Origin of the sequence: Streptomyces sp. TG1A-60 (assembly GCF_037201975.1) — a bacterium.
In the GTDB taxonomy this organism is placed as follows: Bacteria; Actinomycetota; Actinomycetes; order Streptomycetales; family Streptomycetaceae; genus Streptomyces.
This window is the reverse complement of sequence record NZ_CP147520.1, coordinates 5,803,612-5,828,037: the sequence shown is the minus strand read 5'-3', so window position 1 is coordinate 5,828,037 and position 24,426 is coordinate 5,803,612. Positions and strand designations below refer to the sequence as shown.

The 24,426-nt window shown below is 70.7% G+C and carries 24 protein-coding genes and 2 pseudogenes; 12 read left to right on the top strand and 14 right to left on the bottom strand.

The features are described 5' to 3' along the window. Positions 1-50 precede the first annotated feature (50 nt). Positions 51-899: a DUF4429 domain-containing protein gene (locus tag WBG99_RS25220; RefSeq protein WP_338898478.1), complete on the top strand. Its 849-nt coding sequence runs from the start codon at positions 51-53 to the stop codon at positions 897-899. Between the two features lies 1 nt (position 900). Here the strand turns inward: WBG99_RS25220 and WBG99_RS25215 are convergent. Together WBG99_RS25215 and WBG99_RS25210 are read right to left on the bottom strand one after the other, a co-directional pair. Continuing rightward, positions 901-1,129, bottom strand: a pseudogene (locus WBG99_RS25215) (aldo/keto reductase); the annotation flags it as partial. Beyond that, the gene (locus WBG99_RS25210) at positions 1,129-1,602 is read right to left on the bottom strand and encodes a MerR family transcriptional regulator (RefSeq protein ID WP_338898477.1); all 474 of its coding nucleotides are present in this window, start codon (positions 1,600-1,602) and stop codon (positions 1,129-1,131) included. The pseudogene WBG99_RS25215 and the gene WBG99_RS25210, both read right to left, overlap by 1 nt. Positions 1,603-1,697: 95 nt before the next feature. Here WBG99_RS25210 and WBG99_RS25205 point away from each other — a divergent pair, with 95 nt between their 5' ends. Next, positions 1,698-2,168, top strand: coding sequence for an N-acetyltransferase (locus tag WBG99_RS25205; RefSeq protein ID WP_338898476.1), 471 nt, complete (start codon positions 1,698-1,700; stop codon positions 2,166-2,168). Between the two features lie 220 nt (positions 2,169-2,388). Further along, positions 2,389-3,210, top strand: a complete 822-nt coding sequence (locus tag WBG99_RS25200; RefSeq protein ID WP_338898475.1) for a serine hydrolase domain-containing protein — start codon at positions 2,389-2,391, stop codon at positions 3,208-3,210. 24 nt (positions 3,211-3,234) lie between these two features. On the opposite strand, the pseudogene WBG99_RS25195 reads toward WBG99_RS25200, so the two are convergent. Next, positions 3,235-3,366, bottom strand: a pseudogene (locus tag WBG99_RS25195) (ATP-binding protein); the annotation flags it as partial. A 217-nt stretch (positions 3,367-3,583) separates the two neighbouring features. Between WBG99_RS25195 and WBG99_RS25190 the strand changes: the two are divergent. After that, on the top strand, positions 3,584-3,739 hold the full coding sequence (locus tag WBG99_RS25190; RefSeq protein WP_338898474.1) for a hypothetical protein: 156 nt from the start codon (positions 3,584-3,586) through the stop codon (positions 3,737-3,739). Between the two features lie 6 nt (positions 3,740-3,745). Here the strand turns inward: WBG99_RS25190 and WBG99_RS25185 are convergent, their stop codons facing one another. Beyond that, complete coding sequence (locus WBG99_RS25185) at positions 3,746-4,405, bottom strand: pirin family protein (protein WP_338900489.1); 660 nt, start codon at positions 4,403-4,405, stop codon at positions 3,746-3,748. Between the two features lie 62 nt (positions 4,406-4,467). On the opposite strand from WBG99_RS25185, the gene fasR reads away from it, so the two are divergent. The 5 genes from fasR (at position 4,468) to WBG99_RS25160 (ending at position 9,442) form a co-directional block, all read left to right on the top strand. After that, the gene (gene fasR / locus WBG99_RS25180; protein WP_338898473.1) at positions 4,468-5,670 is read left to right on the top strand and encodes a fatty acid biosynthesis transcriptional regulator FasR; all 1,203 of its coding nucleotides are present in this window, start codon (positions 4,468-4,470) and stop codon (positions 5,668-5,670) included. An 89-nt stretch (positions 5,671-5,759) separates the two neighbouring features. Beyond that, positions 5,760-6,677 (top strand): ACP S-malonyltransferase, encoded by a 918-nt coding sequence (locus tag WBG99_RS25175; protein WP_338898472.1) that lies wholly within the window; start codon positions 5,760-5,762, stop codon positions 6,675-6,677. Positions 6,678-6,689: 12 nt separating this feature from the next. Continuing rightward, positions 6,690-7,721, top strand: coding sequence for a ketoacyl-ACP synthase III (locus tag WBG99_RS25170; RefSeq protein WP_338898471.1), 1,032 nt, complete (start codon positions 6,690-6,692; stop codon positions 7,719-7,721). 101 nt (positions 7,722-7,822) lie between these two features. Continuing rightward, complete coding sequence (locus WBG99_RS25165; protein WP_338898470.1) at positions 7,823-8,071, top strand: acyl carrier protein; 249 nt, start codon at positions 7,823-7,825, stop codon at positions 8,069-8,071. 99 nt (positions 8,072-8,170) lie between these two features. Beyond that, positions 8,171-9,442: a beta-ketoacyl-[acyl-carrier-protein] synthase family protein gene (locus tag WBG99_RS25160; RefSeq protein WP_338898469.1), complete on the top strand. Its 1,272-nt coding sequence runs from the start codon at positions 8,171-8,173 to the stop codon at positions 9,440-9,442. Between the two features lie 68 nt (positions 9,443-9,510). Here WBG99_RS25160 and WBG99_RS25155 read toward each other — a convergent pair whose 3' ends face one another. After that, positions 9,511-10,005: a DUF3145 domain-containing protein gene (locus tag WBG99_RS25155; protein WP_338898468.1), complete on the bottom strand. Its 495-nt coding sequence runs from the start codon at positions 10,003-10,005 to the stop codon at positions 9,511-9,513. A gap of 366 nt (positions 10,006-10,371) precedes the next feature. On the opposite strand from WBG99_RS25155, the gene WBG99_RS25150 reads away from it, so the two are divergent. After that, positions 10,372-11,271 carry an SGNH/GDSL hydrolase family protein gene (locus tag WBG99_RS25150; protein ID WP_338898467.1) on the top strand — a complete coding sequence of 300 codons (900 nt, stop codon included), beginning with the start codon at positions 10,372-10,374 and terminating at the stop codon, positions 11,269-11,271. A gap of 85 nt (positions 11,272-11,356) precedes the next feature. On the opposite strand, the gene WBG99_RS25145 is transcribed toward WBG99_RS25150, so the two are convergent. Both WBG99_RS25145 and WBG99_RS25140 read right to left on the bottom strand, forming a co-directional pair. Beyond that, positions 11,357-12,184, bottom strand: coding sequence for an EI24 domain-containing protein (locus WBG99_RS25145; protein WP_338898466.1), 828 nt, complete (start codon positions 12,182-12,184; stop codon positions 11,357-11,359). A gap of 55 nt (positions 12,185-12,239) precedes the next feature. Next, positions 12,240-13,415, bottom strand: a complete 1,176-nt coding sequence (locus tag WBG99_RS25140) for a GDSL-type esterase/lipase family protein (RefSeq protein WP_338898465.1) — start codon at positions 13,413-13,415, stop codon at positions 12,240-12,242. 298 nt (positions 13,416-13,713) lie between these two features. Between WBG99_RS25140 and WBG99_RS25135 the strand changes: the two genes are divergently transcribed. After that, positions 13,714-14,892 carry a serine hydrolase domain-containing protein gene (locus WBG99_RS25135; protein ID WP_338898464.1) on the top strand — a complete coding sequence of 393 codons (1,179 nt, stop codon included), beginning with the start codon at positions 13,714-13,716 and terminating at the stop codon, positions 14,890-14,892. Between the two features lie 133 nt (positions 14,893-15,025). Here WBG99_RS25135 and WBG99_RS25130 read toward each other — a convergent pair whose 3' ends face one another. Then, entirely contained in the window at positions 15,026-16,048 is a 1,023-nt protein-coding gene (locus WBG99_RS25130) for an NADP-dependent oxidoreductase (protein WP_338898463.1), read from the bottom strand. A 222-nt stretch (positions 16,049-16,270) separates the two neighbouring features. Here WBG99_RS25130 and WBG99_RS25125 point away from each other — a divergent pair, with 222 nt between their 5' ends. Beyond that, complete coding sequence (locus WBG99_RS25125; protein ID WP_338898462.1) at positions 16,271-16,708, top strand: MarR family transcriptional regulator; 438 nt, start codon at positions 16,271-16,273, stop codon at positions 16,706-16,708. Positions 16,709-16,888: 180 nt separating this feature from the next. On the opposite strand, the gene yjfF is transcribed toward WBG99_RS25125, so the two are convergent. The 6 genes from yjfF to WBG99_RS25095 all read right to left on the bottom strand — a co-directional run bounded on the left by yjfF (position 16,889) and on the right by WBG99_RS25095 (position 24,061). After that, the gene (gene yjfF / locus WBG99_RS25120) at positions 16,889-17,929 is read right to left on the bottom strand and encodes a galactofuranose ABC transporter, permease protein YjfF (protein WP_338898461.1); all 1,041 of its coding nucleotides are present in this window, start codon (positions 17,927-17,929) and stop codon (positions 16,889-16,891) included. Further along, on the bottom strand, positions 17,929-19,041 hold the full coding sequence (locus tag WBG99_RS25115) for an ABC transporter permease (protein WP_338900488.1): 1,113 nt from the start codon (positions 19,039-19,041) through the stop codon (positions 17,929-17,931). Before WBG99_RS25115 ends, yjfF begins: the two co-directional genes overlap by 1 nt. Positions 19,042-19,052: 11 nt before the next feature. Continuing rightward, positions 19,053-20,585 (bottom strand): sugar ABC transporter ATP-binding protein, encoded by a 1,533-nt coding sequence (locus WBG99_RS25110; protein ID WP_338898460.1) that lies wholly within the window; start codon positions 20,583-20,585, stop codon positions 19,053-19,055. Positions 20,586-20,823: 238 nt separating this feature from the next. Beyond that, the gene (locus WBG99_RS25105; protein WP_338898459.1) at positions 20,824-21,834 is read right to left on the bottom strand and encodes an ABC transporter substrate-binding protein; all 1,011 of its coding nucleotides are present in this window, start codon (positions 21,832-21,834) and stop codon (positions 20,824-20,826) included. Between the two features lie 136 nt (positions 21,835-21,970). Then, positions 21,971-23,017, bottom strand: coding sequence for a LacI family DNA-binding transcriptional regulator (locus WBG99_RS25100; protein WP_338898458.1), 1,047 nt, complete (start codon positions 23,015-23,017; stop codon positions 21,971-21,973). A gap of 450 nt (positions 23,018-23,467) precedes the next feature. Continuing rightward, entirely contained in the window at positions 23,468-24,061 is a 594-nt protein-coding gene (locus WBG99_RS25095) for a hypothetical protein (RefSeq protein ID WP_338898457.1), read from the bottom strand. Positions 24,062-24,426 lie beyond the last annotated feature (365 nt).

Here is a 24,426-nt window from a genome sequence, read left to right as displayed (position 1 = left end):
GGTTCGCCTCGGTCGGGACTTCGCCGCGTCGCACGCATACGATGAGCCGCATGGGTGACGTACTGGCCGGATTTCATGCCGCCTGGGAGTTCGGGTCCGACTCCGTGCTCATCCGCTTCGAACGGGGGATTCGCACGCCGAAGCTCTTCCAGGCGCTCGGTGAGCGGCGCATCCCCCTGGAAGCGATCGCGGGGGTGACTCTGACACGGGGGAAGCGGGGCACCGTGGTTCTGCGTGCCGCACCGCGACCGGGCGCCGATCCACTGATGGAGACGGCGGCCGACCAGCTCAAGGAGGGCTCCGACCCGTACCGGCTGGTGCTGCCGGCCGAGCAGGAGACACTCGCGGAGTACTACGCCGACGAGCTGCGGGCACGGCTGACCGAGTCCGGGCCGGCCGAGCGGTTCCTCGTGGCCGCGCCCGAAGTGCCGTTGCAGTTCAAGGCCTACGACGGCAAGGCGTCGTTCGACGGGCGGTCGGTATCGTTCCGGTGGTCCTGGACGGGGGCCTCCTCGGCGAAGTGGAAGGCCGGTGACCAGACGTTTCCGGTCGGTGCGCTGAGCGGGGTGGAGTGGCGGTCGCCGGAGATCTTCGAGGGGTATCTGCGGCTGCTCCCGCGCGACGCGGGGCAGCAGCCGCAGCCTGACCAGGATCCCGCGACCGTGGTGTTCGGGCTCGGGTACGGGCCGGTGCACGAGTCGTTGCCGTTCGCCGCGGCGGTGTTGGCGGCGGTGCGCTCCGCGGGGCCCGCGGGTGCGGCCCTGGCCGGGGCCGTGCCCCGGCGGGATCCGGCCGACATCGCCGACCGGATCCGGCATCTCGGGGAGTTGCACGAGGCGGGGTTGGTCACGGACGAGGAGTTCAGTGCGAAGAAGGCGGAACTCCTGGCGGAGCTCTAGGGTGTGCCTTGAAGAACGGGGAGAGGAACTCTCGTTCTCCGCTCCGCCGTACGCGTGCGCCGTGTCGTAGAGGGTCACACCCAGTTCCAGCGCGCGCTCCAGGGTGCCCTCGGCTCCCCCGCGTCCGAGGGGCCGTACGCGAGCTCGTGCCCATGCAGCCGAGGCCCTGTACGCCGGCCTCGGGGCCGGTCGGCTCCCAGCCGTGTCCGCGCGATCCTGTCGTCCGTCATCAGGCCCTTTCAGACGGCAGGTCCCGCCCGGTGTCCGCATAGAAGTTGATCTTTCGGTCGAGCACGTTCAGGGTGTCCTGGAGCTCGGCGATCCGGGACCGGACGTCCTGCCTGGTCGCCTTGAGCAGTTCGAAGCGCTCGGTATAGGTGTGGTCGCCCTCGCGCACCAGTTCCGCGTACCGGACCATGTCGGCGACCGGCATGCCGGTCAGCCGCAGCTTGCCGACGAGGTCGAGCCAGTCGAGGTCGCGGTTGCGGTAGCGGCGCTGGCCGGTGTGGGAGCGGTCGATGTGCGGCATCAGCCCGATCCGCTCGTACCAGCGCAGTGTGTGCGCCGTCAGACCGGTGAGGTCGACGACCTCGCTGATCGTGTACCGGTCCTGCCCGTCCGGCCGCCGGGACTGGCGTGGCGGACCGGCACAACTGTCGGTACCGGCCGTACTGGTGGTACTTGTGGTCTCGATCACCGTCATGCCCACCACGCTAAAACCTTGGAGTGCGCTCCAAGCAAGCGAACAGGTGAGAAAACCCGCGGACACGACGTGATCGCGCTCGTTAACGTGCGGGCATGGGTCTCGTACGACGTGCCACGGCCACGGACGCGGCGGAAGTGCTCCGGCTGCGACAGGTGCTGATCGACTCGATGGCGAGCACGGGTGGTTCCACGGACTGGCACGCCGAGTCCCTGCCGACCGTACGCCACCGACTCGCCGACCCTGACGGGGAGTTCGCGGCCTTCGTCATCGACCATCCGGAGCGGCCGGGCGCGCTCGCCGCGCTGGTGGCGGGGACGATCGAGTACCGGATCGGCCGGACCGGGAACCCGCACGGCTCGGTCGGCCATGTCTTCAGCGTGGCCACCGACCCGGACTGCCGGCGCCGGGGCCACGCCCGTGCCTGTATGGAGGCCGTCCTCGACTGGTTCCGCGAGCGGGGTGTCGCGCAGGTCGACCTGAACGCCTCCGCCGAGGCCGAGCCGCTCTACGCCTCGTTGGGCTTCGTACGTAAGCCGGACCCCTCGATGCGGCTGCGCCTCTGAGGCGCTTGGGGATCCTTGCGCTATGAGCGCCCGATGAGGTCGCGTGGTCCGGTGCCGTGCGTCGCAAGGCGCCGGAGAGCCCTCGATGGGGCCCCTCCCGCGCGAGCGAAGTCGAGCGTGGGGAAGGAGCCACCAGGGCTTTTCGGCGACACGGCGAGGCGCGGTGCCAGGCCGCTCGACCCGGGCGCTCACAGTGCAAGGACCCCTTAGGCTCGTGGGCATGTCTCTGCAGAGCCTCGCGTTGATCGAGAACTGGCCGGTCCCCACCGCTGCCGCGGCCGTCGTACGGGCGGACGGCACCGTCCTCGGGACCCACGGCCCGCTCGGGCAGCGGTTCGCGCTGGCGTCGGTGACCAAGCCGCTCGCCGCGTACGCCGTGCTGGTGGCGTACGAGGAGGGGGCTGTCGAGCTGGACGAACCGGCGGGACCGACGGGATCGACCGTGCGGCATCTGCTGGCGCACACCTCGGGGCTGGCCTTCAACGAGCACCGGGCGACGACGCCGCCCGGGGAGCGGCGGCTGTACTCCAACGCCGGGTTCGAGGCGCTCGGGGAGCATGTGGCCAAGGCGACGGACATCCCGTTCGCGGAGTACGCGCGGCAGGCGGTGCTGGCCCCCCTGGGGATGACGGCCACCTCGCTCGACGGGTCCCCGGCAAAGGACGGCGTCTCGACCGTCGACGACCTCGTGCGGTTCGCCGCCGAGGTGCAGGCGCCGAGGCTGCTGGACCCGCGTACGGTCGCGGAGGCGATGACCGCGCAGTACCCGGGCACGAAGGGCGTCCTGCCGGGCTACGGGCACCAGAACCCCAACGACTGGGGCCTCGGCTTCGAGATCCGGGACTCCAAGTCGCCGCACTGGACGGGGACTTCGTCCTCGCCGGCGACGTTCGGGCACTTCGGGCAGTCGGGGACGTTCCTGTGGATCGACCCGGCGGCCGGGGCGGCCTGTGTGGCGCTGACGGACCGGGCGTTCGGACCGTGGGCCATCGAGGCGTGGACGCCGTTCACGGACGCCGTGCTCGCGGAGTTGCGAGGCTGAGGTACTGCTGATCACCGGGAGGCATCACCCTACGCCCGGCGTCTTGGCCAGGCACTCGAGCCACACCGTCTTGCCCCTCCCGTCGGGGTGCGGATCCACCCCCCACCGGTCGGTGACCGCCTCGACGATGAGCAGGCCACGCCCGCCTTCGGCGAGTTCGAACGTTCGGCGCTGCTTCCACCCGTCGGCGGAGGCGAACGCCGAAGTCACCAGCCTGCTCGCGCACGGCGACAGCAGGCGCTGAGATAAGCCGTGGACGACCGTGCCATCCCGCACGATGGAGTGTCGTTGACGCGCGGCGAACCAAGTGCCATGTCGCTCAGCGTGATGTTCAGGTCGGGTACGGACGTCGCACGTTGCCATCGGTCCCGCCGTGCTGGACCGAACGCCGAGCGAGGGCACACCGGCTCCGGGCACATCGCACCAGGTCATCTACCAGGGCAGCGCACCCGAGAGCGACCTCAGCGACTACGTGACGGTGGACCTCAGGCTGTGGCGCAACGCGGAGGAGCCGGACGACGGCAGCTGAGCCCGCTCACTCGGACAGCTCCCAGATCAGCACCTCCGCCGGCCCTGCCACCCCCACCAGCTCCAGCCCCTTCTCCCCCTCGGCCCGCACCGAGTCCCCGGGCCCCAACTCATGCGGCCCGAGCCGCGCGGCACCCCGCACGACGTGCAGATACGTCCGCGCCGCGTCCGGCACGGCCGTCCGCTCCCCCGCCGTGCCCAGCCGCCGTACGTGCAGCATCGCCCCCGCCTCCGGGACGGCGTACGGCGTGGGGTCGGCGATGCCTCGGACGATCTCGTACGCCGGGTCGCCGCCCGACTCCAGCGGGGCCAGCCACATCTGCACGAAGGTCAGCGGCTCTGAGCCGTCGTTGCGCTCCACGTGCCGTACGCCCTCCGCCGAGCTGAGCCGCTGGACGTCCCCGGGGCGGACGACCGTCTGGTGACCCGTGGTGTCACGGTGGGTCAGCTCGCCCTCGACGACCCAGGTGACGATCTCGGTGTGGCTGTGCCGGTGCTCCTCGAAGCCCGCGCCCGGGGCGAGCCGCTCCTCGTTGCAGGCGATCAACGCGCCGAAACGGAGGTTGTCCGGGTCGTAGTGCGACCCGAAGGAGAAGGCGTGCAGGCTGGCTGTGCCGGCCTCCGGATCCCCTCCGCGGTAGCGCGTGTCCGCGCGCCGTACGTCCATCACGTACTCCACGGTAGCGACCCGCGCCGCATGTGGGCGCCCCGATGAGGCAGTCTTGTCCCGTGCCCGAACCAGAAACCAGCAAGGCCCGGCCCGCACCGCCCGTACACGCCCACGTCGCGACGTTGAAGCGGCTGGAGAAGTCGTCCGGAAGCCTCGCCGCGCAGGCCATCGCGCGGATGGACGAGACGCTGCCCTGGTACCGGGCGATGCCACCGGAGAACCGGTCGTGGATCGGGCTGGTCGCCCAGGCCGGTATAGCCGCGTTCACCGAGTGGTTCCGGCGCCCGGACGCCCCGCAGGCCATCTCGACGGATGTGTTCGGGACCGCGCCGCGTGAACTGACCCGGGCGATCACGCTCCGGCAGACCGTGGAGATGGTGCGCACGACCATCGAGGTCATGGAGTCCGCCATCGACGAGGTGGCCGCCCCCGGCGACGAGAGCGTGCTGCGCGAGGCCCTGCTCGTCTACGCGCGCGAGATCGCCTTCGCCACCGCCCAGGTGTACGCGCAGGCCGCCGAGGCACGCGGCGCCTGGGACGCCCGCCTTGAGTCCCTGGTCGTGAACGCGGTGCTCAGCGGCGAGGCCGACGAGGGGGCCGTCTCCCGTGCCGCCGCCCTCGGCTGGAACTCCCCCGACCATGTCTGCGTGCTCCTCGGCACCGCCCCGAACGGCGACAGCGAGCTGACCGTGGAGGCCATCCGGCGCGCGGCGCGGCACGCCAAGCTCCAGGTGCTCACGGGTGTGCTGGGCGACCGGCTGGTGGTGATCGCCGGCGGCAGCAACGACCCGTTGCAGGTCGCGAAGTCGCTGATCGGACCGTACGCGGCGGGCCCCGTGGTGGCCGGCCCGATCGTGCCCGACCTGCTGGCCGCGACCCGGTCCGCACAGGCCGCGGCGGCGGGACTCAAGGCCTGTTCGGCGTGGCAGGACGCGCCCCGCCCGGTTCTGGCGGACGATCTTCTTCCGGAGCGCGCGATCGCGGGTGATCCCAGTGCGCGTGAGCAACTGGTGGAGGAGATCTACAGACCACTGGAGGAGGCCGGCTCCGCGCTCCTGGAGACGCTGAGCGTCTATCTCGAACAAGCCTCAAGTCTTGAGGGAGCGGCCCGGATGCTGTTCGTCCACCCCAACACCGTGCGCTACCGGCTTCGACGTGTGACTGACGTCACCGGCTGGTCACCGTCAGATGTACGCTCTGCCTTCACCCTGCGGATCGCGCTGATCCTGGGGCGCCTGGTGGATGGGGATCCTCAGTTCTAGGGTTTTGTCGGAGGGCTACAAAACCCCCTCGTGTTCTTCGTCCCTGTCCCCACGGGCGGCCGTAGCCGTCCCCAAGAGAGAGTGTGAGAGTGCTCGTACTCGTCGCTCCCGGCCAGGGCGCCCAGACGCCCGGCTTCCTGACTCCCTGGCTCGACCTCCCCGGTGCCGCCGACCTCCTCGGCGCGTGGTCGGACGCCATCGGGCTGGACCTCGCCCACTACGGCACCGAGGCCGACGCCGACGCGATCCGCGACACCGCCGTCGCCCAGCCGCTGCTCGTGGCGGCCGGGCTGCTGTCCGCCGCCGCCCTGGACGCCGTACCCGGCGCCGTCGCCGTCGCCGGGCACAGCGTCGGCGAGATCACCGCCGCCGCGTTCGCCGGTGTCCTCGACGACACGGCCGCGCTGGCCCTCGTCCGCAAGCGGGGCCTGGCCATGGCCGAGGCCGCCGCGGTGACCGGGACCGGTATGTCCGCGCTGCTCGGCGGCGACCCCGAGGTGACGATCCCTCACCTGGAGAAGCTGGGGCTGACCGCGGCGAACGTGAACGGCGCGGGCCAGGTCGTCGCCGCCGGCACCCTGGAGCAACTGGCCGCCCTGGAGGCGGACAAGCCCGAGGGCGTCCGCCGCGTGGTCGCCCTCAAGGTGGCCGGCGCCTTCCACACACACCACATGGCCCCCGCCGTCGACACCCTCGCCAAGGCCGCCGAGGACCTCGCCCCCGGGGACCCGAAGCTCACCTACGTCTCGAACAAGGACGGGCAGGCCGTCGCCACCGGCGCCGAGGTGCTCTCCCGTCTGGTCGGTCAGGTCGCCAACCCGGTCCGCTGGGACCTGTGCATGGAGACCTTCAAGGAGCTGGGGGTGACCGCGCTCGTCGAGGTGTGCCCCGGCGGCACGCTCACCGGTCTCGCCAAACGCGCGCTGCCGGGTGTCGCGACGGTGGCACTCAAGACACCCGACGACCTCGACGCCGCTCGCGCGCTCATCGCCGAGCACCTGAACTAGGAGCCCTGGAGCATGTCGAAGATCAGGCCGAGCAAGGGCGCCCCGTACGCACGTATCCTCGGCGTGGGCGGTTACCGCCCGGTCCGGGTGGTGCCCAACGACGTGATCCTGGAGAGGATCGACTCCTCCGACGAGTGGATCCGCTCCCGCTCCGGCATCGAGACCCGGCACTGGGCGAACGACGAGGAGACCGTCGCCGCCATGTCGATCGAGGCGTCCGGCAAGGCGATCGCCGACGCCGGCATCTCCGCCGAGCAGATCGGCGGTGTCATCGTCTCGACCGTCTCGCACTTCAGCCAGACCCCGGCCGTCGCCACCGAGATCGCCGACAAGCTCGGCACCGCCAAGGCCGCCGCCTTCGACATCTCGGCCGGCTGCGCGGGCTTCGGCTACGGCCTCACCCTCGCCAAGGGCATGGTCGTCGAGGGCTCGGCGGAGTACGTCCTCGTCATCGGTGTGGAGCGGCTGTCCGACCTGACCGACCTGGAGGACCGGGCCACGGCCTTCCTCTTCGGCGACGGTGCCGGCGCGGTCGTCGTCGGCCCCTCCAAGGAGCCGCACATCGGCCCCACGGTGTGGGGTTCCGAGGGCGACAAAGCCGGAACGATCAAGCAGACCGTCCCGTGGAACGAGTTCCGGACCGGTGACGTCGAAAAGCTCCCGCTCGACAGCGAGGGCAATGTCAAGTTCCCTGCGATCACGCAGGAGGGCCAGGCGGTGTTCCGCTGGGCCGTGTTCGAGATGGCGAAGGTCGCGCAGCAGGCGCTGGACGCGGCCGGGATCACCTCGGACGACCTGGACGTCTTCATTCCGCATCAGGCCAACGAGCGGATCATCGACTCGATGGTGAAGACACTCAAGCTGCCGGAGCACGTCACGGTCGCCCGTGACGTACGCACCACCGGCAACACCTCGGCCGCCTCGATCCCGCTCGCGATGGAGCGGCTCCTGGCGACCGGCGAGGCGAAGAGCGGCGACACCGCGCTCGTCATCGGCTTCGGGGCGGGTCTCGTGTACGCCGCGACGGTCGTTACCCTCCCCTAGGCAACCGCTTCGGATCTTGTGGTCCGGCGCGGGGAAACGCACAACCTGCCGCTGACGCGGCGGGCCGCCCACCCTCTGGAATCTACGAAGGAGCGCCTGACATGGCCGCCACTCAGGAAGAGATCGTCGCCGGTCTCGCCGACATCGTGAACGAGATCGCCGGCATCCCGGTCGAGGACGTCCAGCCGGACAAGTCCTTCACCGACGACCTGGACGTCGACTCCCTGTCCATGGTCGAGGTCGTCGTCGCCGCCGAAGAGCGCTTCGACGTCAAGATCCCGGACGACGACGTCAAGAACCTCAAGACCGTCGGCGACGCGACCGAGTACATCCTCAAGCACCAGGCCTGATCCGGCGGGCCGGGCCCGGCCCGGCCCTCGGAGCAGTCGTTTGCCCCGCCACCCGGCGGTGGCGCCGCTGAATCCTCGTAAACGTTGGAGAACATTCCCGTGAGCTCGACCAATCGCACCGTGGTCGTCACCGGTATCGGCGCAACCACACCGCTGGGTGGCGACGCGACTTCCACCTGGGAGGGACTGATCGCCGGCAGGTCCGGTGTCGGTCCCCTGGAGCAGGAGTGGGCCGCCGACCAGGCGGTCCGTATCGCCGCGCAGATCGCCGTGGAACCGACCGAGGTCATTCCCCGGCCGCAGGCCCGCCGCCTGGACCGCTCGGCGCAGTTCGCGCTGATCGCGGCCAAGGAGGCGTGGGCCGACGCCGGTTACACGGAGACCTCGGCCGACGAGGGCATTGTCGACGCGGACCGGATCGGCGCGGTCATCGCCTCCGGCATCGGCGGTGTGACGACGCTGCTCGACCAGTACGACGTGCTGAAGCAGAAGGGCGTACGCCGTGTCTCCCCGCACACCGTGCCGATGCTGATGCCCAACGGCCCGTCCGCGAACGTCGGTCTGTACGTCGGCGCCCGCGCCGGTGTGCACACCCCGGTCTCCGCCTGCGCGTCGGGCGCCGAGGCCATCGGCTACGCCATCGAGATGATCCGCACCGGCCGCGCCGACGTGGTGGTCGCCGGTGGCACCGAGGCCGCCATCCATCCGCTGCCGATCGCCGCGTTCGGCAACATGATGGCGATGTCCAAGAACAACGAGGACCCGCAGGGCGCGTCCCGTCCGTACGACACCGGCCGTGACGGCTTCGTCCTCGGCGAGGGTGCCGGTGTCGTCGTCCTGGAGTCCGCCGAGCACGCGGCGGCGCGGGGTGCCCGGGTCTACGCCGAGGCCGTGGGCCAGGGCATCTCGGCCGACGGCCACGACATCGTGCAGCCGGAGCCGGAGGGGCGCGGCATCGCCCACGCCCTGCAGAACCTGCTGGACCGGACCGACCTGGACCCGGCGGAGATCATGCACGTCAACGCGCACGGGACGTCGACGCCGGCCGGTGACATCGCCGAGCTGAAGGCGCTGCGGAAGGTGTTCGGTGACGACACCGACCACTTCGCGGTGTCCGCGACGAAGTCCATGACCGGGCATCTGCTCGGTGGTGCCGGCGGGGTGGAGACCGTGGCGACGGTGCTCGCGCTGTACCACCGGGTCGCTCCGCCGACGATCAACGTGAACGACCTCGACCCCGAGGCCGAGGCCAACGCCGACATCGTGCGGGGCGAGGCCCGCAAGCTGCCGGTTGAGGGCCGCATCGCCGCCCTCAACGACTCGTTCGGGTTCGGCGGGCACAACGTGGTGCTGGCGTTCCGGACGGTCTGATGTCCCGTCGTACGAGGTGAAGGGCCCCCACCGGACGGTGGGGGCCCTTCGTCCGTGCTGGGCGGTGCTCACACCACCTGGTGCAGCCAGCGCACCGGGGCGCCCTCTCCCGCGTACCGGAACGGCTCCAACTCGTCGTCCCAGGGCTTGCCGAGGAGCTTGGCGATCTCGGCTTCCAGGTCGGTCTCGCCGCGCTGGGAGCGGGTCAGGGCGGCGCGGAGGCGGTCCTCGGGGATGAGGATGTCGCCGTGGATGCCGGTGACGGCGTGGAAGATACCGAGGTCGGGGGTGCAGCTGTAGCGCTCGCCCTCGGCGGTGGCGCAGGGCTCGGCGGTGACCTCGAAGCGCAGGAGGTGCCAGCCGCGGAGCGCGGACGCCAGCTTGGAGGCGGTACCGGTCTGGCCCTGCCAGGAGAACTCGGAGCGCCAGGTACCCGGGGCGGCCGGCTGCCGGATCCAGTCGAGGTTCACGCGTGTCGCGAGAACCCCCGCGACGGCCCACTCGACGTGCGGGCACAGCGCACGCGGCGCGGAGTGCACGTACAAGACTCCACGTGTCGTCACCGGGGCCTCCACAGAGCAGGACGTCTTGTCATTTGATGGAACGGCAGTGGCGGAGCGGCCACGTGGCGAGGCTACCGTGCGGCGGGGCAAGGAGTGTGACGTACCGTCGGAGCCAACGCCGGGAAGCAGCGCTGTTTCACCCGGCGGGACGCGTGTCCGACCCTCGACCGGGGGCACGGCACGCGGCGCGGCCACACATCGCAGACGCGTCCTGTGGGAAACCACGGCCACTGGAGAGGACGCCGACCCGGATCGAACAGTCGCGCCTTCTGCCGCGTCGGCCCGGGGGCTTTCCTCTTCCGGGAACTCTCGCGCGTTGTCATGGGTGGGAACGTGCACGTGTGTGACCGACGAGGGGACCAGGGGATGCGGAAGCGACGCCACCGTTCGAGGGCGGTGTTCGGCGCGGCCTTGGCGGCGGCGCTGCTGGCCGTGACCGGCTGCGACGCCACCGGCGGCAACTCCCCCGGCCCCGAGGGGACGGGGACGAAGGCCGGGCCCTCCGCGTCGCCGGCCCCCGCCTGGGACAGCACCCCGGAGTCGCTGGTCGCCGTCGGCGACTCCATCACCCGCGGTTTCGACGCGTGCGAGGTGCTGTCCGACTGCCCCGAGGTGTCGTGGGCGACCGGCGGCGACGCCTCGGTCGACAGTCTCGCCGTACGGCTGCTGGGCGCGTCCGGGGCGGCCCGGCGGAGCTGGAACTACGCGGTGACCGGCGCCCGGATGGCCGACCTGCCGAACCAGGTGGCGCGGGCGGTGACCCGTGAGCCGGAGCTGGTCACGGTGATGATCGGCGCGAACGACGCGTGCCGCGCCACCGCCACCGCCATGACCCCGGTCGCCGACTTCCGCACCGACTTCGAGGACGCGATGGCGACCCTGCGGGACGCCCTGCCCAAGGCGCAGGTGTTCGTGGCGAGCGTGCCGGACCTGAAGCGGCTGTGGTCCGAGGGCCGGACGAGCCCGGTCGGCAAGCAGGTCTGGAAGCTGGGCATCTGCCCGTCGATGCTGGCCGACCCCGACCTCCTCACCGCGGCGGCCACCGAGCGGCGCGACGCCGTCCGGGCCCGGGTGGAGGCGTACAACGACGTGCTGCGCGAGGTGTGCGCAGAGGACCGTCACTGCCGCTACGACGGGGACGCCGTCTTCGACTACCGCTTCGGGCAGGCCCAGCTCAGCCCGTGGGACTGGTTCCACCCGAGCGTGGACGGACAGGCCCGGCTGGCGGAGATCGCGTACCGGATCATCAGCGAGGAGCGGTCGTGAGGCGGGGTTCGCTTCACCGGGAGAGGCCTCGACCGTCGTGAAGCCCGCCGGCCGACGGGGGCGGGCGGTTCGTGTCCGGGCCCGGTCAGGCGCCGGGCCCCGGCTTCTGGAACATGGTGTCCGGCCGGCCGGCGGAGGCGGCCGGGCTCTGCTCGTCCTCGCCGTTCGGGTCCTCGCCCAGCAGGTCGCGGGCCATGAGGGTGGCGCCCGCGACCGCGCCCGGCATCAGGAAGACGGCGACGAACGGCACCACGAAGGCGAGGGCCAGCGGGGTGCCGAAACCCCAGATGAGCGTCTTGCGGGAGCGGAGCAGGGCGAGGCGGTCGCGGAGTTCGACGCTGCGGCGCTGGAGGGCGACGGCCGTCAGTTCCTCGGTGAGGAAGAAGCCGGTGACGAAGAAGCCGATCACCGGGACGACCGTCTGGCCGAGGAACGGCACGAAGCCCAGGGAGAAGAGCAGCACGCCCCACAGCAACGCCCGCGCGACGATACGGAGGCTGTCGCAGGCCGAGATCCACAACTCCCGCGTCAGCGGCAGGCCGGACTCCGGTGCCGTGCCGTCGGGCGAGACGTCCCGGTCGACCTTCTCGGAGAGGTTCTCGTAGAAGGGCTGGCCGATGAGGAGGGTCATGGCGGTGAAGGTGATGACCGCGAGGAGGAGGGCGAGGGCGAACAGTACGGCCGTGACGAAGCCGCGGAAGAGGCCCGGCCAGGGGCTGGACCAGTCGTCCGCGAAGGGGGTGGCCCAGGTGACGAAGTCCGGGCCCCAGGCGGCCAGGGCGACCAGGGCGCCGAGGTAGAGGACGAGTGTGATCAGGCCCGGGATGAGTCCGAAACCGTACTGCCTGCCGTGCCGGGCCACCCAGCGTTGGCCCTGGACGAGGTACTGGAAGCCCACCCCTAGATCGCGCATGGGGCGAACTTTACCCAGCGGGAGCGGGGAGCGGGTTTCCGGGGCCGCGGCCCTGTCACGGGGCGAAGGGGCCATCGGCGGTGAAGGCCAGCTCCGCGAAGCGTTCCCCTATGTGACGGTGGGTCCGGGCGTCGGGGTGCAGGTCGTCGGAGAGGGGGAGGGTGGTCGATTCGGGGGTGCCGTAGAGTGCGCGGCCGTCCAGGTAGTGGAGGTGGGGGTCGTCGGCCGCTCGCTGGGCCACGACGCGGGAGAGTTCTTCGCGGATCACTCGGAGGGTGAGCTTGCCGGGGGTGCCGTCCTGGGGACCGCCCAGGGCGCGGAAGCGGAGGCGGCCCTCGGTGATCTCGTCGAAGTCGGGGGCGCTGGGGCCGGGGGTGTCCTCGTGGATGGGGCAGAGGATCGGGGAGATCACCAGGAGGGGGGTGGTGGGGTGGCCGTCGCGGAGGGTGTCGAGGAAGCCGTGGACGGCGGGGGTGAAGGCACGCAGGCGCATCACGTCGTGGTTCACCAGGTTGATGCCGATCTTGACGCTGATCAGGTCGGCTCGGGTGTCCCGCATGGCGCGGGCGGTGAAGGGGTCGAGAAGGGCGCTGCCGCCGAGGCCCAGGTTGATGAGTTCGACGCCGCCGAGGGAGGCGGCGAGGGCCGGCCAGATACCGGTGGGTCCCGCGGCGTCGGAGCCGTGGCTGATCGAACTGCCGTGGTGCAGCCACACCCTGCGGTCCGGGGCCGGGGCGGGCTCGACGGGGGCGTCGGTGCGCAGGGCCAGGAGTTCGGTGGTCTCGTTGTGCGGGAGCCAGATCTCGACCGTCTTGGGGCCGGCGGGCAGGCCTGAGAAGGTCACCGTGCCGGGTGCGCCGGCGCGGTACCGCGTCGACCCGTCGGTCATGTCGATCGTCACGGTGTTGCCGGTCGGCACGCTCGCCCGGTCGGTCAGCACACCGTCCACGACCAGGTCGTACAGGCCGTCCGGGCGGGGCGGGGCGCCCACGTAGGCTCGTTTGGTGGGCAGTGCGTCCAGTTCGACGGCTGTGGCACGGGTGCGGAAGACCAGGCGTACGCCCGAGGGCTGGGACTCCACCACGGCGAGTTGCGGGTCGGTGCACTGGACGCGGGCACGGGCGGGCAGCCGGTGCGGCAGTACGCCGTGCTCGGTGTGCTCCAACTCCAGGGCGCCGCGCAGGAGTTCGTCGGTGAGGGGGGTAGTGATCCAGTCGTGGTGGGTCTGCATGGCCTCAACCTTCGGGTCGGTGGGGTGGAGGGGCCGGCCAGGTGCACAGCAGCGCGTCGAGGGCGTCGAGGACGCGTTCCCAGCGGAATGCATGTCCAACCGGCGAAGGTCCGGACGTCCGCACGACCGACTTCCCGCGCATCTTCCGGCTCGTCCGGTTTCCCGCCACCCACGGGCTGGTCGGCCAAGACGGCACGGAACCCCTCCTCCGCGACCGCCCGACCGGGGGAATTCCCGCAGGTGGGCCTGGCGTTGCTCACGATGTTACGACCCATCGGCCGATTCAGACGGGAGCGCGATGACACAGCGGAGACAAGGGGCCACCGTCCACGGCACGGTCGCTGACGGCTTCGAGGCGGTGCGCGAGGGGTTCGCCGCGTTCGTGGCCGCCGAACGGTCCGACTACGAGGGGCAGTTGACCGCGTATGTGCATGGGCGGCGGGTCGTCGACCTGTGGGCGGGCCCGGAGTCGGACGCGCAGACGGGCGGCGACACGCTGCACGGCGTGTTCTCCTCCACCAAGGGCGCCGCCCATCTCGTCGTCGCGCTCCTCGTCCAGGACGGCGTGCTGGAACTGGACCGTGAAGTAGCCCATTACTGGCCGGAGTTCGCGGCCGAGGGCAAGGGTTCGGTGACTCTGCGGGACCTGCTCGCGCACCGGGCGGGGCTCGTGGGCACCGACGCCGGGTTCACCCTGGAGGAACTGGCGGACGACCGCTTCATCGCCGAACGCCTCGCCACGCAGCGGCCGTTCTGGCGTCCGGGCAGTGCCTTCGGCTACCACGCGCTCGTCATCGGGGCGCTCACCGGAGAGGTCGTCCGGCGGGCGACGGGCCGCACGCTCCAGGAGGTGTACGAGAAGCGGGTCCGCGCCCCGCACGGGCTCGACCTCTTCCTGGGGCTGCCGGCCGAGCACGAGCCACGCTTCCGGACCGTACTGCCGATGCTGCCGACGCCCGCGCAGCAGGCCGAGCTGGACGCCGTGCCGCACGGCCCGCACACGCTGGCGTCGATCGCGTTCAACAACCAGGTGCCGGAGCCGGGAGAGCTGACGGACTTCCCCAACGCCCGGATCGTGCGCGCGAGCGGGCAGTCGTCGGCGGGCGGTATCGCCTCCGCGCGCGGGCTCGCCGGGATGTACGCGGCGGCCATCAGCACGGTGGACGGCCGGCCGCCGCTGCTCAAGCCCGACACCATCGCCGAGATCGGCCAGATCCACTCCTTCGGCCACGATCTCGTCGCCCGTGCCCCCAAGGCCTTCGGGCTCGGCTTCCAGGCCACCGCCGAGATCCTGTACCCGTTCCTCGGCGCCGGCGCCTTCGGCCACAGCGGCGCCGGCGGCTCCCAGGCCTTCGCCGACCCCCGCAGCGGACTCGCCTACGGCTACACCCGCCGCCGCATGGCCTACCCGGGCGGGTCGGCACCGGAGAACACGGGTCTGGTGCGTGCGGTCCACTCGGCGGCGCTGGCGGCCTGAGAGCGCACACCTCCTCCCGCACACACGGCGGAGTCCGCACCCCACGTCCAGGGGTGCGGACTCCGCCGTGTGCAACGAACGTGAGCGGGCGTCCGTCACGGTGGCGAGCCCGGAGACGAGCGCGGCGGCGGGCTCAGACCTTGACGATCATCTTGCCGGTGTTGTCGCCGCGCAGGACGCCGAGGAAGGCCTCCAGGTTGTTCTCGATGCCCTCGACGACGGTCTCGCGGTACTTGAGCGCGCCCGAGGCGACCCAGGGGCCGACCTCCTGGACGAACTGGGGCTGGAGGTCGTAGTGGTCGCCGACGAGAACGCCCTCGACGCGGAGCCGGTTCTGCAGGATCTTGACCATGTTGCGCGGGCCCGGAGCCGGCTCGGTCGCGTTGTACTGGGAGATCATTCCGCAGATCACGGCCCGGCCGCGCAGGTTGAGCGCGCCGATCGCGGCCTCCAGGTGCTCGCCGCCGACGTTGTCGAAGTAGAGGTCGATGCCGTCCGGGGCGGCTTGCTTGAGCTGCTCCCAGACGGGACCGTTCTTGTAGTTGAAGGCGGCGTCGAAGCCGTACTCCTCGACGAGAAGCTTGACCTTCTCGTCGGAGCCGGCGGAGCCGATGACCCGGGAGGCGCCCTTGAGCTTGGCGACCTGGCCGACCTGGCTGCCGACGGCACCGGCGGCACCGGAGACGAACACCGCGTCGCCCTCCTTGAAGGCACCGACGCGCAGCAGGCCCGCGTAGGCGGTCAGGCCCGTCATGCCGAGGACGCCGAGATAGGTGGAGAGGGGCGCGGCGTCCGGGTCGACCTTCACGGCCTGCTTGGCGTCGATCGTGGCGTACTCGCGCCAGCCGCCGAAGTGCAGCACGTGGTCGCCGACGGCGACGCCCTCGGCCTCGGAGGCGACGACCTCGCCCACGGCACCGCCCTGCATGGCCTTGCCCAGCTCGAAGGGGGCGACGTACGACTTCGCGTCGCTCATGCGGCCCCGCATGTACGGGTCCACGGAGAGGTACGTGTTCCGTACGAGGACCTCACCCGGGCCGGGCTGCCGGATCTCCGCCTCGACCAGCGCGAAGTCCTCGTCCTTGGGCCAGCCGACGGGACGGCTCAGCAGGTGCCATTCGCGGCTGGTGGCGGGGAGGGCGGTGATGTCGGGCATGGGGGCCTTCCTGAGACTCGCGGGTGGTTCGGGTTGTTCTGCCTGTCGTGTTACCGGTGACCGGCCACCGACGCACGCATGTGGCGTGATACATACGCGCCGATCGCCCCGTACCGCATGCACGGCGCTGCCCGCCGCGCACACCGGCCGGTTACTTCATCACCTGAAACAACCATGCGCTTGAATATTTCATATTGTCAAGTAAAGAGGTAGCCTGGATCCATGCCCACGCAGAAGCCGACCCCCCGCGTCGACCCGCTGACCATGGAGGTCGTCGAACTCATCGGCACGGTGGTGGCCCGCTACCACGAGGAGTACGAGGAAGCCGCCGCCGAACACGCCCTCACCGGCGCCCAGGCCCGCCTCCTCGGCCTCCTTTCCCTGGAACCGCTGCCCATGCGTCAGCTCGCCCGGAAACTCCGCTGCGAGCCGTCGAACGTGACGGGCATCGTCGACCGGCTGGAGGCCCGGGGCCTGGTGGAGCGCCGCCCCGACCCCAACGACCGCCGGGTGAAGCTGGCCGCCGCGACGGCTCAGGGGCGCCGGGTGGCCCGCGGCCTGCGGGACTCCCTGCACTTCGCCCGCGAGCCCCTGGCGGCGCTGAGCACGGCCGAACGGGAGTCGTTGCGGGATCTTCTGCGGCGGATGCTGGAGGCGTAGCGCGCCGGGCGATCCGCACACTGGGCGGGACCCGGCGCCGGTCTCCTCGCTCCGCGCTCGGCCGCTCCCCGGCTCTTGTGTCCCGTCCGGGGAGCGGCGAACGACCGGGCGGTCCGTCACGCGTGTGTCGCGTGGCGGACCGCCCGGGTCACTCGGAGGTCGGCGGGGTCTTCCTGCCGGTCAGGTCTGTCTGCGTGCCGTCATCGCCCGCTGGATCAGGATGAACGCGCACAGCAGCACACCCGTGGCGATCTTCGTCCACCAGGAGCTGAGGGTGCCCTCGAACTGGATGATGCTCTTGATGAGGCCGAGGACGAGGACGCCGAACAGGGTGCCCAGGACGTAGCCGGAACCGCCCGTGAGCAGGGTGCCGCCGATGACCACCGCGGCGATCGCCTCCAGCTCCATGCCGGTGGCGTGGAGGGGGTCGCCGGACTGGATGTACAGGGTGAAGAGCAGACCGGCCAGGGCCGAACAGAAGCCGCTCACCGTGTAGACGGCGATCTTGGTGCCGCCCTGGGGCAGGCCCATCAGCATGGCCGACTGCTCGTTGCCGCCGATGGCGTAGACCCGGCGGCCGAAGCGGCTGTAGTGCAACACGAAGAAGGCGGTGGCCAGGACGACCAGCGCGATGATGGCGCCGATCGACAGGAAGCCGAACCCGAGCGACGCCTGCGCCTGCGCCAGACTGCTCACCGTGGAGTCGCCGATGGCGATGGACTCCTTGCTGATGACCAGGCACAGGCCCCGGAAGAGGAAGAGACCGGCCAGCGTCACGATGAAGGGCTGGATCTCGAAGTTGTGGATCACATAGCCCATCAGGAAGCCGCCGAACGCGCCCACTCCCAGTGCGATGGGGATGACGAGCAGGATGGGCAGGCCCTGACGCTCCACCAGCCACGCCGTGAACATGGTGGTGAAGCCGATGACCGAGCCGACGGAGAGGTCGATGCCGCCGGAGAGGATGACGAAGGTGGCGCCCACGGCGGCGACCACCAGGTAGCCGTTGTCGATGAAGAGGTTCAGGAAGACCTGCGGTTCGCCGAAGCCGTAGTTCTGATAGCGGCTCAGGCCCCCGATGTACATGGCGAGGAAGAGCGCGGCGGTCACCAGGACGGGCAGCCGCCGGTCGCCGAGCAGCCGCGCCGCCGTGGACACCGGCGTCGAGGTCGATGTCGTACGGCTGTCCTGGGCCGTCGGGGTCTTGGTGGTCGCGGTCATCACGACACCTCCATCTTGGGGGCTGCCTCGGCGGGCGTCGTGGCGGTCTTCGCCGGGGTCGCGGACGGCGTGCCGCCGCCGGTCGCACCGGGCTTGGAGCCGGACCTGGCGCCGAAGACCTTCGCGCGGAACTTCGGGGACTGCAGCAGGCAGACGACGATGACGACGACGGCCTTGAAGACCAGGTTGGTCTGGGTCGGCACGCCGATGGTGTAGATCGTGGTGGTCAGGGTCTGGATGACGAGGGCGCCGACCACCGTGCCGCCGATGGAGAACCGGCCGCCCAGCAGCGAGGTGCCGCCGATCACCACGGCGAGGATCGCGTCGAGCTCGATCCACAGGCCGGCGTTGTTGCCGTCCGCAGCCGAGGTGTTGGAGCTGATCATCAGGCCCGCGATGCCGGCGCACAGCGCGCAGAACACGTACACCATGATCTTGATGCGGCGGGACCTGATGCCGACCAGACGGCTGGCCTCGGCGTTGCCGCCGACCGACTCGACGAGCAGGCCGAGCGCGGTCTTGCGGGTCAGGGCCACGGTGACGGCGACGACCGCGGCGACCACGAAGATGGAGAACGGCAGCGTCAGCCAGTAGCCGCCGCCGATCAGCTTGTACGGCTCGCTGTTGATCGTGATGATCTGGCCGTCGCTGATCAGCTGGGCGACACCGCGGCCGGCGACCATGATGATGAGGGTCGCGATGATCGGCTGGATGCCCATCCGGGCGACCAGGAAGCCGTTCCACAGGCCGCAGACGACCGCGGCGACCAGTCCTATGCCCATGGCCAGGAAGACCGCGGACAGGGCGTTCTGGTCGGCCTGGTCACTGATGTACGAACAGGTCAGGGCGCCGGTGATGGCGACGACCGCGCCGACGGAGAGGTCGATGCCGCCGGTGGCGATGACCAGGGTCATGCCGACCGCCACCAGGATCAGCGGCGAGCCGAACAGCACGATCGAGACGAGGCTGCCGTAGAGGTGGCCGTCCGTCATCCGGATCGAGAAGAAGTCGGGGGTGAAGGGGACGTTGACGAGCAGCAGGGCCACCAGGACCGCGACCGGCCAGAACAGGTGATGGCGCGTCAGCTCTCGCCAGCGGGAGGTCGTGGCCACGGATGGGGTGCTCACTGGTGTTCTCCGCTCGCGATGGTCTCCAGGATCTTGCTGGTGGTGATCTCCGGCCCGTTGGTGAGCCGCGCCACCAGCTTGCGGTCGCGCAGCACGCCGATGGTGTGGCTGAGGCGGAGTACCTCCTCCAGCTCGGCCGCGATGTAGAGCACGGACATGCCGTCCTCGGAGAGGGACACCACGAGCTTCTGGATCTCGGCCTTGGCGCCGATATCGATGCCGCGCGTGGGCTCGTCGAGGATCAGCAGCTTCGGCTGGGTGATCAGCCAGCGGGCGAGCAGCACCTTCTGCTGGTTGCCACCGCTGAGCTGGCCGACGCGGGCCTCGGGGTTGGCGGGCCGGATGTCGAGTGCCTTGATGTACTTGGCGACGAGTTCGTCGCGCTGCGCGGCCGGGATGGGCCGGACCCAGCCGCGGGCCGCCTGGAGGGCGAGGATGATGTTCTCACGCACCGTCAGGTCGGGGACCAGGCCCTCGGTCTTGCGGTTCTCCGAGCAGAAGGCGACTCCGGCGCCGATGGCGTCGTTCGGGGCGTTCATCGGGATCTGCCTGCCGCCCACGGTGACCTTGCCGCTGTCGGGCTGGTCGGCGCCGAAGAGCAGCCGGGCGAGTTCGGTGCGGCCCGAGCCGAGCAGGCCGGCGAGGCCCACGACCTCGCCCTTCTTGATCTCCAGGTCGAAGGGGGCGACGCCGCCCGTACGGCCGAGGCCGTCGGCGTGGAGCAGGGTGTCGCCGACGTCGGCGCGCAGCTGGTGCTCGTGGAGCTCGTCCAGCTGGTCCAGGTCCTTGCCGATCATCAGCTGGATCAGTCCGACCTGGTCGAGTTCGCTGACCAGGTGCTCGCCGACGAGGGTGCCGTTGCGCAGGACGGTCATCCGGTCGCAGATCTCGTAGATCTGGTCGAGGAAGTGGGAGACGAACAGGATCGCCACCCCCTCGTCCTTCAACCGCCGCATCAGACGGAAGAGTTCGAGGACCTCGTCGCGGTCGAGGCTGGACGTGGGCTCGTCCAGGACCAGCACCTTGGTGCCCGCTCCCTCGCCGTCGCCGCTGCTGACCGACCGTACGATCGCGACCAGTTGCTGTACGGCCAGCGGGTACGAGGACAGGGGCGCCGTCACGTCGATGTCGAGGCCGAGCCGGTCGACCAGCTCCGCGGCCTCCTTGCGCAGCCGCTTCCACTGGATGCGGCCGAAGCGGGTGGGTTCACGGCCGATGAAGATGTTCTCCGCCACCGACAGGTTGGGGCAGAGGTTGACCTCCTGGTAGACCGTGTTGATTCCGGCCTGCTGCGCCTGCAGCGGGCTGGCGATGCGCACGGACTCACCGTCGAGGGTGATCGTGCCGCCGTCCAGGGAGTGGACCCCGGTCAGCACCTTGATCAGGGTGGACTTCCCGGCACCGTTCTCGCCCATCAGAGCGTGTATTTCGCCGGGGAAGAGCCGGAAGTCGACGCCCGACAGAGCCCGTACCCCCGGAAACTCTTTGACTATGCCCGTCATCTCCAGGACGGGCCGCGGCTCTGCCATAAGTCTCCTAGCGAGGACCACCGGCTTCGTCCGGTGGGGGAAATTCACTTACCTGGGCTGTGTTGTGTTCGTTCCGCCCCAAAAGGGGTCGGTTCGGGCTGGGACCGCAACCTTCGGGTGGGAAGCCCTCACACGGGGCGGAGTCACGGCAGCGCTCCTCATGGAGTCGAATCGCTGCAGGCCCGCAGGGGCCCGGCCGACCGAGATCTCGGCCGGCCGGAGGCTCCCTGCCGGTGGGTCAGTACTTGCGGGTCGGGAGGGCGTCCTTGGCCTGGTCCTGCATGAAGTCGCTCTCCTCGGTCTTGATCCAGCGCTCGACCTTCTCGCCGTCCTTGACCTTCTGCACGACCTCCATCAGCTGGGGGCCGAGCAGCGGGTTGCACTCGACGATCGCGTTGATCTTGCCCTCGGACATGGCGATGAAGCCGTCCTTCACACCGTCGACCGTGACGATCAGGATGTCCTTGCCGGGCTTCTTGCCGGCCGCCTCGATGGCCTGGATGGCGCCGAGGCCCATGTCGTCGTTGTGCGCGTAGAGGACGTTGATGTCCGGGTTGGACTGCAGGAAGGCCGCCATGACCTGCTTGCCGCCGGCGCGGGTGAAGTCACCGGTCTGGCTGACGACGATCTCCCAGTCGTCCTTGTGCTCCGCGTCCATGACCTCCTTGAAGCCCTTGGCGCGCTCGATCGCGGGGGCGGCACCGGTGGTGCCCTCCAGCTGGGCGATCTTCACCTTGCCCTTGTGGCCGGCCTTGTCCAGGACCTTCTCCAGGATCTTGGCGGCGCGTCGGCCCTCGTCGGTGAAGTCGGAGCCGACCAGGGTGACGAACAGGGACTCGTCGCTCTCGACGGACCGGTCGGTCAGGACGACGGGGATCTTCGCGGCCTTGGCCTCCTTGAGGATCGCGTCCCAGCCGGTGACGACCACCGGCGAGAAGGCTATGACGTCCACCTTCTGCGCGATGTAGCTGCGGATCGCGGAGATCTGGTTCTCCTGCTTCTGCTGGGCGTCGGAGAACTTGAGGGTGTAACCCGCCTCCTTGGCCGCCGACTTCACCGAGTCGGTGTTGGCGGAGCGCCAGCCGCTCTCCGAGCCGACCTGGGAGAAGCCGAGGGTGATCTTGCCGCCACCGCCGTCGGAAGAGGAGGAGGAGCTGGACGTGCTGCCGTCGTCCTTGGCGCAGGCCGTCAGACCGGTCGCTGCCGCGACGCCGACCGCCGCGGTGAGGAAGTTCCGTCTGTTGAGCATATTTTTCTCCTTTGAAGAGCCGGCCCGGGGATGGACCGTTTGTACTCGATGGGCCGGCCGCACTACGTCCAACCTGTCGATCATTGTTCGATATGTCGGCCACGTTGAGGGAGGGAGAACGTGGGGTGGTGCCGCGTCAACCGGGAGGGGTCCCCGGTTGAGGGTGGTACGGGAAGGTACTGGCGCGGACGACGAGCTGGGGTTCGATGGCGACGGTGGACGTCCCGGAGGGGGTCCGGCCCTCGATGAGGTCGAGCAGCAGGGCGATGCTCCGCTTGCCCACCGTGGAGAAGTCCTGCCGGACCGTGGTGAGCGGCGGGGCGAAGAACTCCGACTCCGGGATGTCGTCGAAGCCGACCACCGCGACGTCCTGGGGAGTGCGTACGCCCGCCTCCCGCAGCGCGCGCAGCACCCCCAGTGCCATCTGGTCGTTGGCCACGAAGACGGCTGTCAGGCCGCGGCCCACCCAGCCGGCCAGTTCCTGACCCGCACGGTAGCCCGACAACGGACTCCAGTCACCCCTCAGCGGCAGCGGCGGTTCGACGCCCGCCTCTTCCAGGGTCGCCCGCCAGCCGTCCGCACGGTCCGCCGCCTCCTGCCAGTCCTCGGGTCCGGCGAGATGCCAGACCGTACGGTGGCCGGCGGCCAGCAGATGGCCGGTGGCCAGCCGTGCGCCCAGTCGCTGGTCCACGTTGGCGCTGGGGACCTCCGCGCCGGAGCCTGTGCCCACGGCCACCACCGGGAAGGGCTGGCGGAGTTCGGCGAGGGCCTTGACCGCCGACCGCTGCGGAGCGATGGCGATCACCCCCTCCACACCGCCCTCGCTGAGGTGGTCCAGGGCCTCGGACAGCGTCTCGACGGTCAGCCTGCGCAGACTGACCGTGGAGACGAGATACCCCTCGGCCCGTGCCGCCTCCTCCAGCGCGAACAACGTGCTGGCCGGGCCGTAGAGCGTGGTGTTGGAGGCGACCACACCCAGGGTGCGGGTGCGCCGGGTCACCAGGGCGCGCGCGGAGGAGTTGCGGCGGTAGCCCATCTCCTCGATGGCGCGCTGGACCCTGGCCCGTGTCTCCTCACGCACATTGGGGTGGTCCCCCAGGACGCGGGACACGGTCTGGTGGGACACGCCGGCCTGGCGTGCCACGTCCGCCATGGTGGGCGGCCTGAGCTGTGAGTGGGTCACGGCCGCACCTCCTTGGCGATCGCCTGCCGGTAAGTCCTGTGCTGCGGGCGGATGGTTCCGCGTCGCCGGCCTCACACCGGGATTCCGGAAAGTCCCAGGGCAACCGCTGGTAAGGCGAGTTGGAGCGGTGCTGACACGGCGCTCGTACCTCCTCGGATGACCTCGGGCGTGGACTGGTGAACGCGGAGGTCATTGTGAGCGCTAACAATTCACGGCGGTCAAGAGGGCTGCAACAGGGAAGGCGTCACGGTTGAATAACGCGACGTCCGGTGCCAGGTGCGGTGACGGCCTGCCGTGACACGGCCGAGCCCCTGGGCGCGGACTCCGATCCGGGGGCTCTGGCCTGGGGGTTCACCGACTGGCAGCGAGGCGCGGGGCAGGGCGGCCGGACCGTGGCCGAGTCGACGCGCAAGCCATGGACACGTGTGACACGGGAGGGCGTCCGGAGCCCTACGAACACCACCACAGGAAGCGCGTGCACGTCTCCGAGGGGCTCGGTCGCGGGGTCGGGCGGTCCACGGTGGGGCCGGCCGTCGGGGTGCCGGCGTCTCCGGGGCCGGAGGTCGGCGCGGGAGCCGAGGGGGCGGGGTCCGCCGTCGCCCTGGAGTCCGAGCGGTCCGTGGGCCCGCCCTCGTCCGCGTCGGGCTCGGGCTTCTCGGACCCCGAGGCCGAGGGCGACGCCGACTCCTCGGGCGACGCGTCGGCCTCCTCGGCGTCGGCCGGGTCCGCGGACTCCCCGTCGGGCTTCGCGGCGCCCGTCGCCGAGGCCGAGGGGGACGCGTCGGCGTCGTCGTCCACGGTGGTGGCGCGCGGGTCCGCCGGCGGCGCCTCCGCACCGAGTTCGGCGAGGCTCAGCCCGCCGGCGGCGAGCAGCAGTCCCGTCCCGATCATCAGCGCCCGTCGGCGCCGACGCCGGTGTGCCGCGGCCTTGCGGTCGCGCCGGCCGGTCCGCGCGTCACGGGCACGGCCGCGGCCCCGGGACCGGGACCGGCGTCCGCCGTCCTCCCGGGTGTCGCCGACGGAGGTGTCGTCGTGTTCGTCCACGGCCGCGTCGCCCCCGCCCGACAGCGAGTCCGCATAGGCCCGGCACTCATCGGCCGACGCGCCGCACCCCGAGCAGGAGAAGGCGCCATTGAGGTGCCGTTGGCACGGGTGGCAGTAATCCATGACGCCGGAAGATTATGTTCCGCACCGGTGACGTTCCCGGGCGGGCCCGTGAAAGTTGTGTAGGAACCCCGTGGACCGGGGCTCCGGGGACCGGGCGCCGGGGCGAGGACAGGCCGGATCACTCGCGCGCCGCCCCCGCCGTCACCCCGTCGCTCCGAGACCGTTGTGCGTTCGACCCATTGACACTCCGACCGGGTCGTCCTTACTGTCGCGACCAGCATTTCGAACGAGTGCCGATATTT

Coding starts and splice junctions, on each gene's coding strand:
- WBG99_RS25210 (WP_338898477.1), bottom strand. CDS start 1,602: ATGACGGTGATCGAGACCACAAGTACCACCAGTACGGCCGGTACCGAC.
- WBG99_RS25185 (WP_338900489.1), bottom strand. CDS start 4,405: ATGGACGTACGGCGCGCGGACACGCGCTACCGCGGAGGGGATCCGGAG.
- WBG99_RS25140 (WP_338898465.1), bottom strand. CDS start 13,415: ATGCAGACCCACCACGACTGGATCACTACCCCCCTCACCGACGAACTC.
- WBG99_RS25170 (WP_338898471.1), top strand. CDS start 6,690: ATGTCGAAGATCAGGCCGAGCAAGGGCGCCCCGTACGCACGTATCCTC.
- WBG99_RS25130 (WP_338898463.1), bottom strand. CDS start 16,048: ATGCCCGACATCACCGCCCTCCCCGCCACCAGCCGCGAATGGCACCTG.
- WBG99_RS25220 (WP_338898478.1), top strand. CDS start 51: ATGGGTGACGTACTGGCCGGATTTCATGCCGCCTGGGAGTTCGGGTCC.
- WBG99_RS25135 (WP_338898464.1), top strand. CDS start 13,714: ATGACACAGCGGAGACAAGGGGCCACCGTCCACGGCACGGTCGCTGAC.
- yjfF (WP_338898461.1), bottom strand. CDS start 17,929: ATGACCGCGACCACCAAGACCCCGACGGCCCAGGACAGCCGTACGACA.
- WBG99_RS25165 (WP_338898470.1), top strand. CDS start 7,823: ATGGCCGCCACTCAGGAAGAGATCGTCGCCGGTCTCGCCGACATCGTG.
- WBG99_RS25200 (WP_338898475.1), top strand. CDS start 2,389: ATGTCTCTGCAGAGCCTCGCGTTGATCGAGAACTGGCCGGTCCCCACC.
- WBG99_RS25205 (WP_338898476.1), top strand. CDS start 1,698: ATGGGTCTCGTACGACGTGCCACGGCCACGGACGCGGCGGAAGTGCTC.
- WBG99_RS25150 (WP_338898467.1), top strand. CDS start 10,372: ATGCGGAAGCGACGCCACCGTTCGAGGGCGGTGTTCGGCGCGGCCTTG.
- WBG99_RS25145 (WP_338898466.1), bottom strand. CDS start 12,184: ATGCGCGATCTAGGGGTGGGCTTCCAGTACCTCGTCCAGGGCCAACGC.
- WBG99_RS25110 (WP_338898460.1), bottom strand. CDS start 20,585: ATGGCAGAGCCGCGGCCCGTCCTGGAGATGACGGGCATAGTCAAAGAG.
- WBG99_RS25125 (WP_338898462.1), top strand. CDS start 16,271: ATGCCCACGCAGAAGCCGACCCCCCGCGTCGACCCGCTGACCATGGAG.
- WBG99_RS25105 (WP_338898459.1), bottom strand. CDS start 21,834: ATGCTCAACAGACGGAACTTCCTCACCGCGGCGGTCGGCGTCGCGGCA.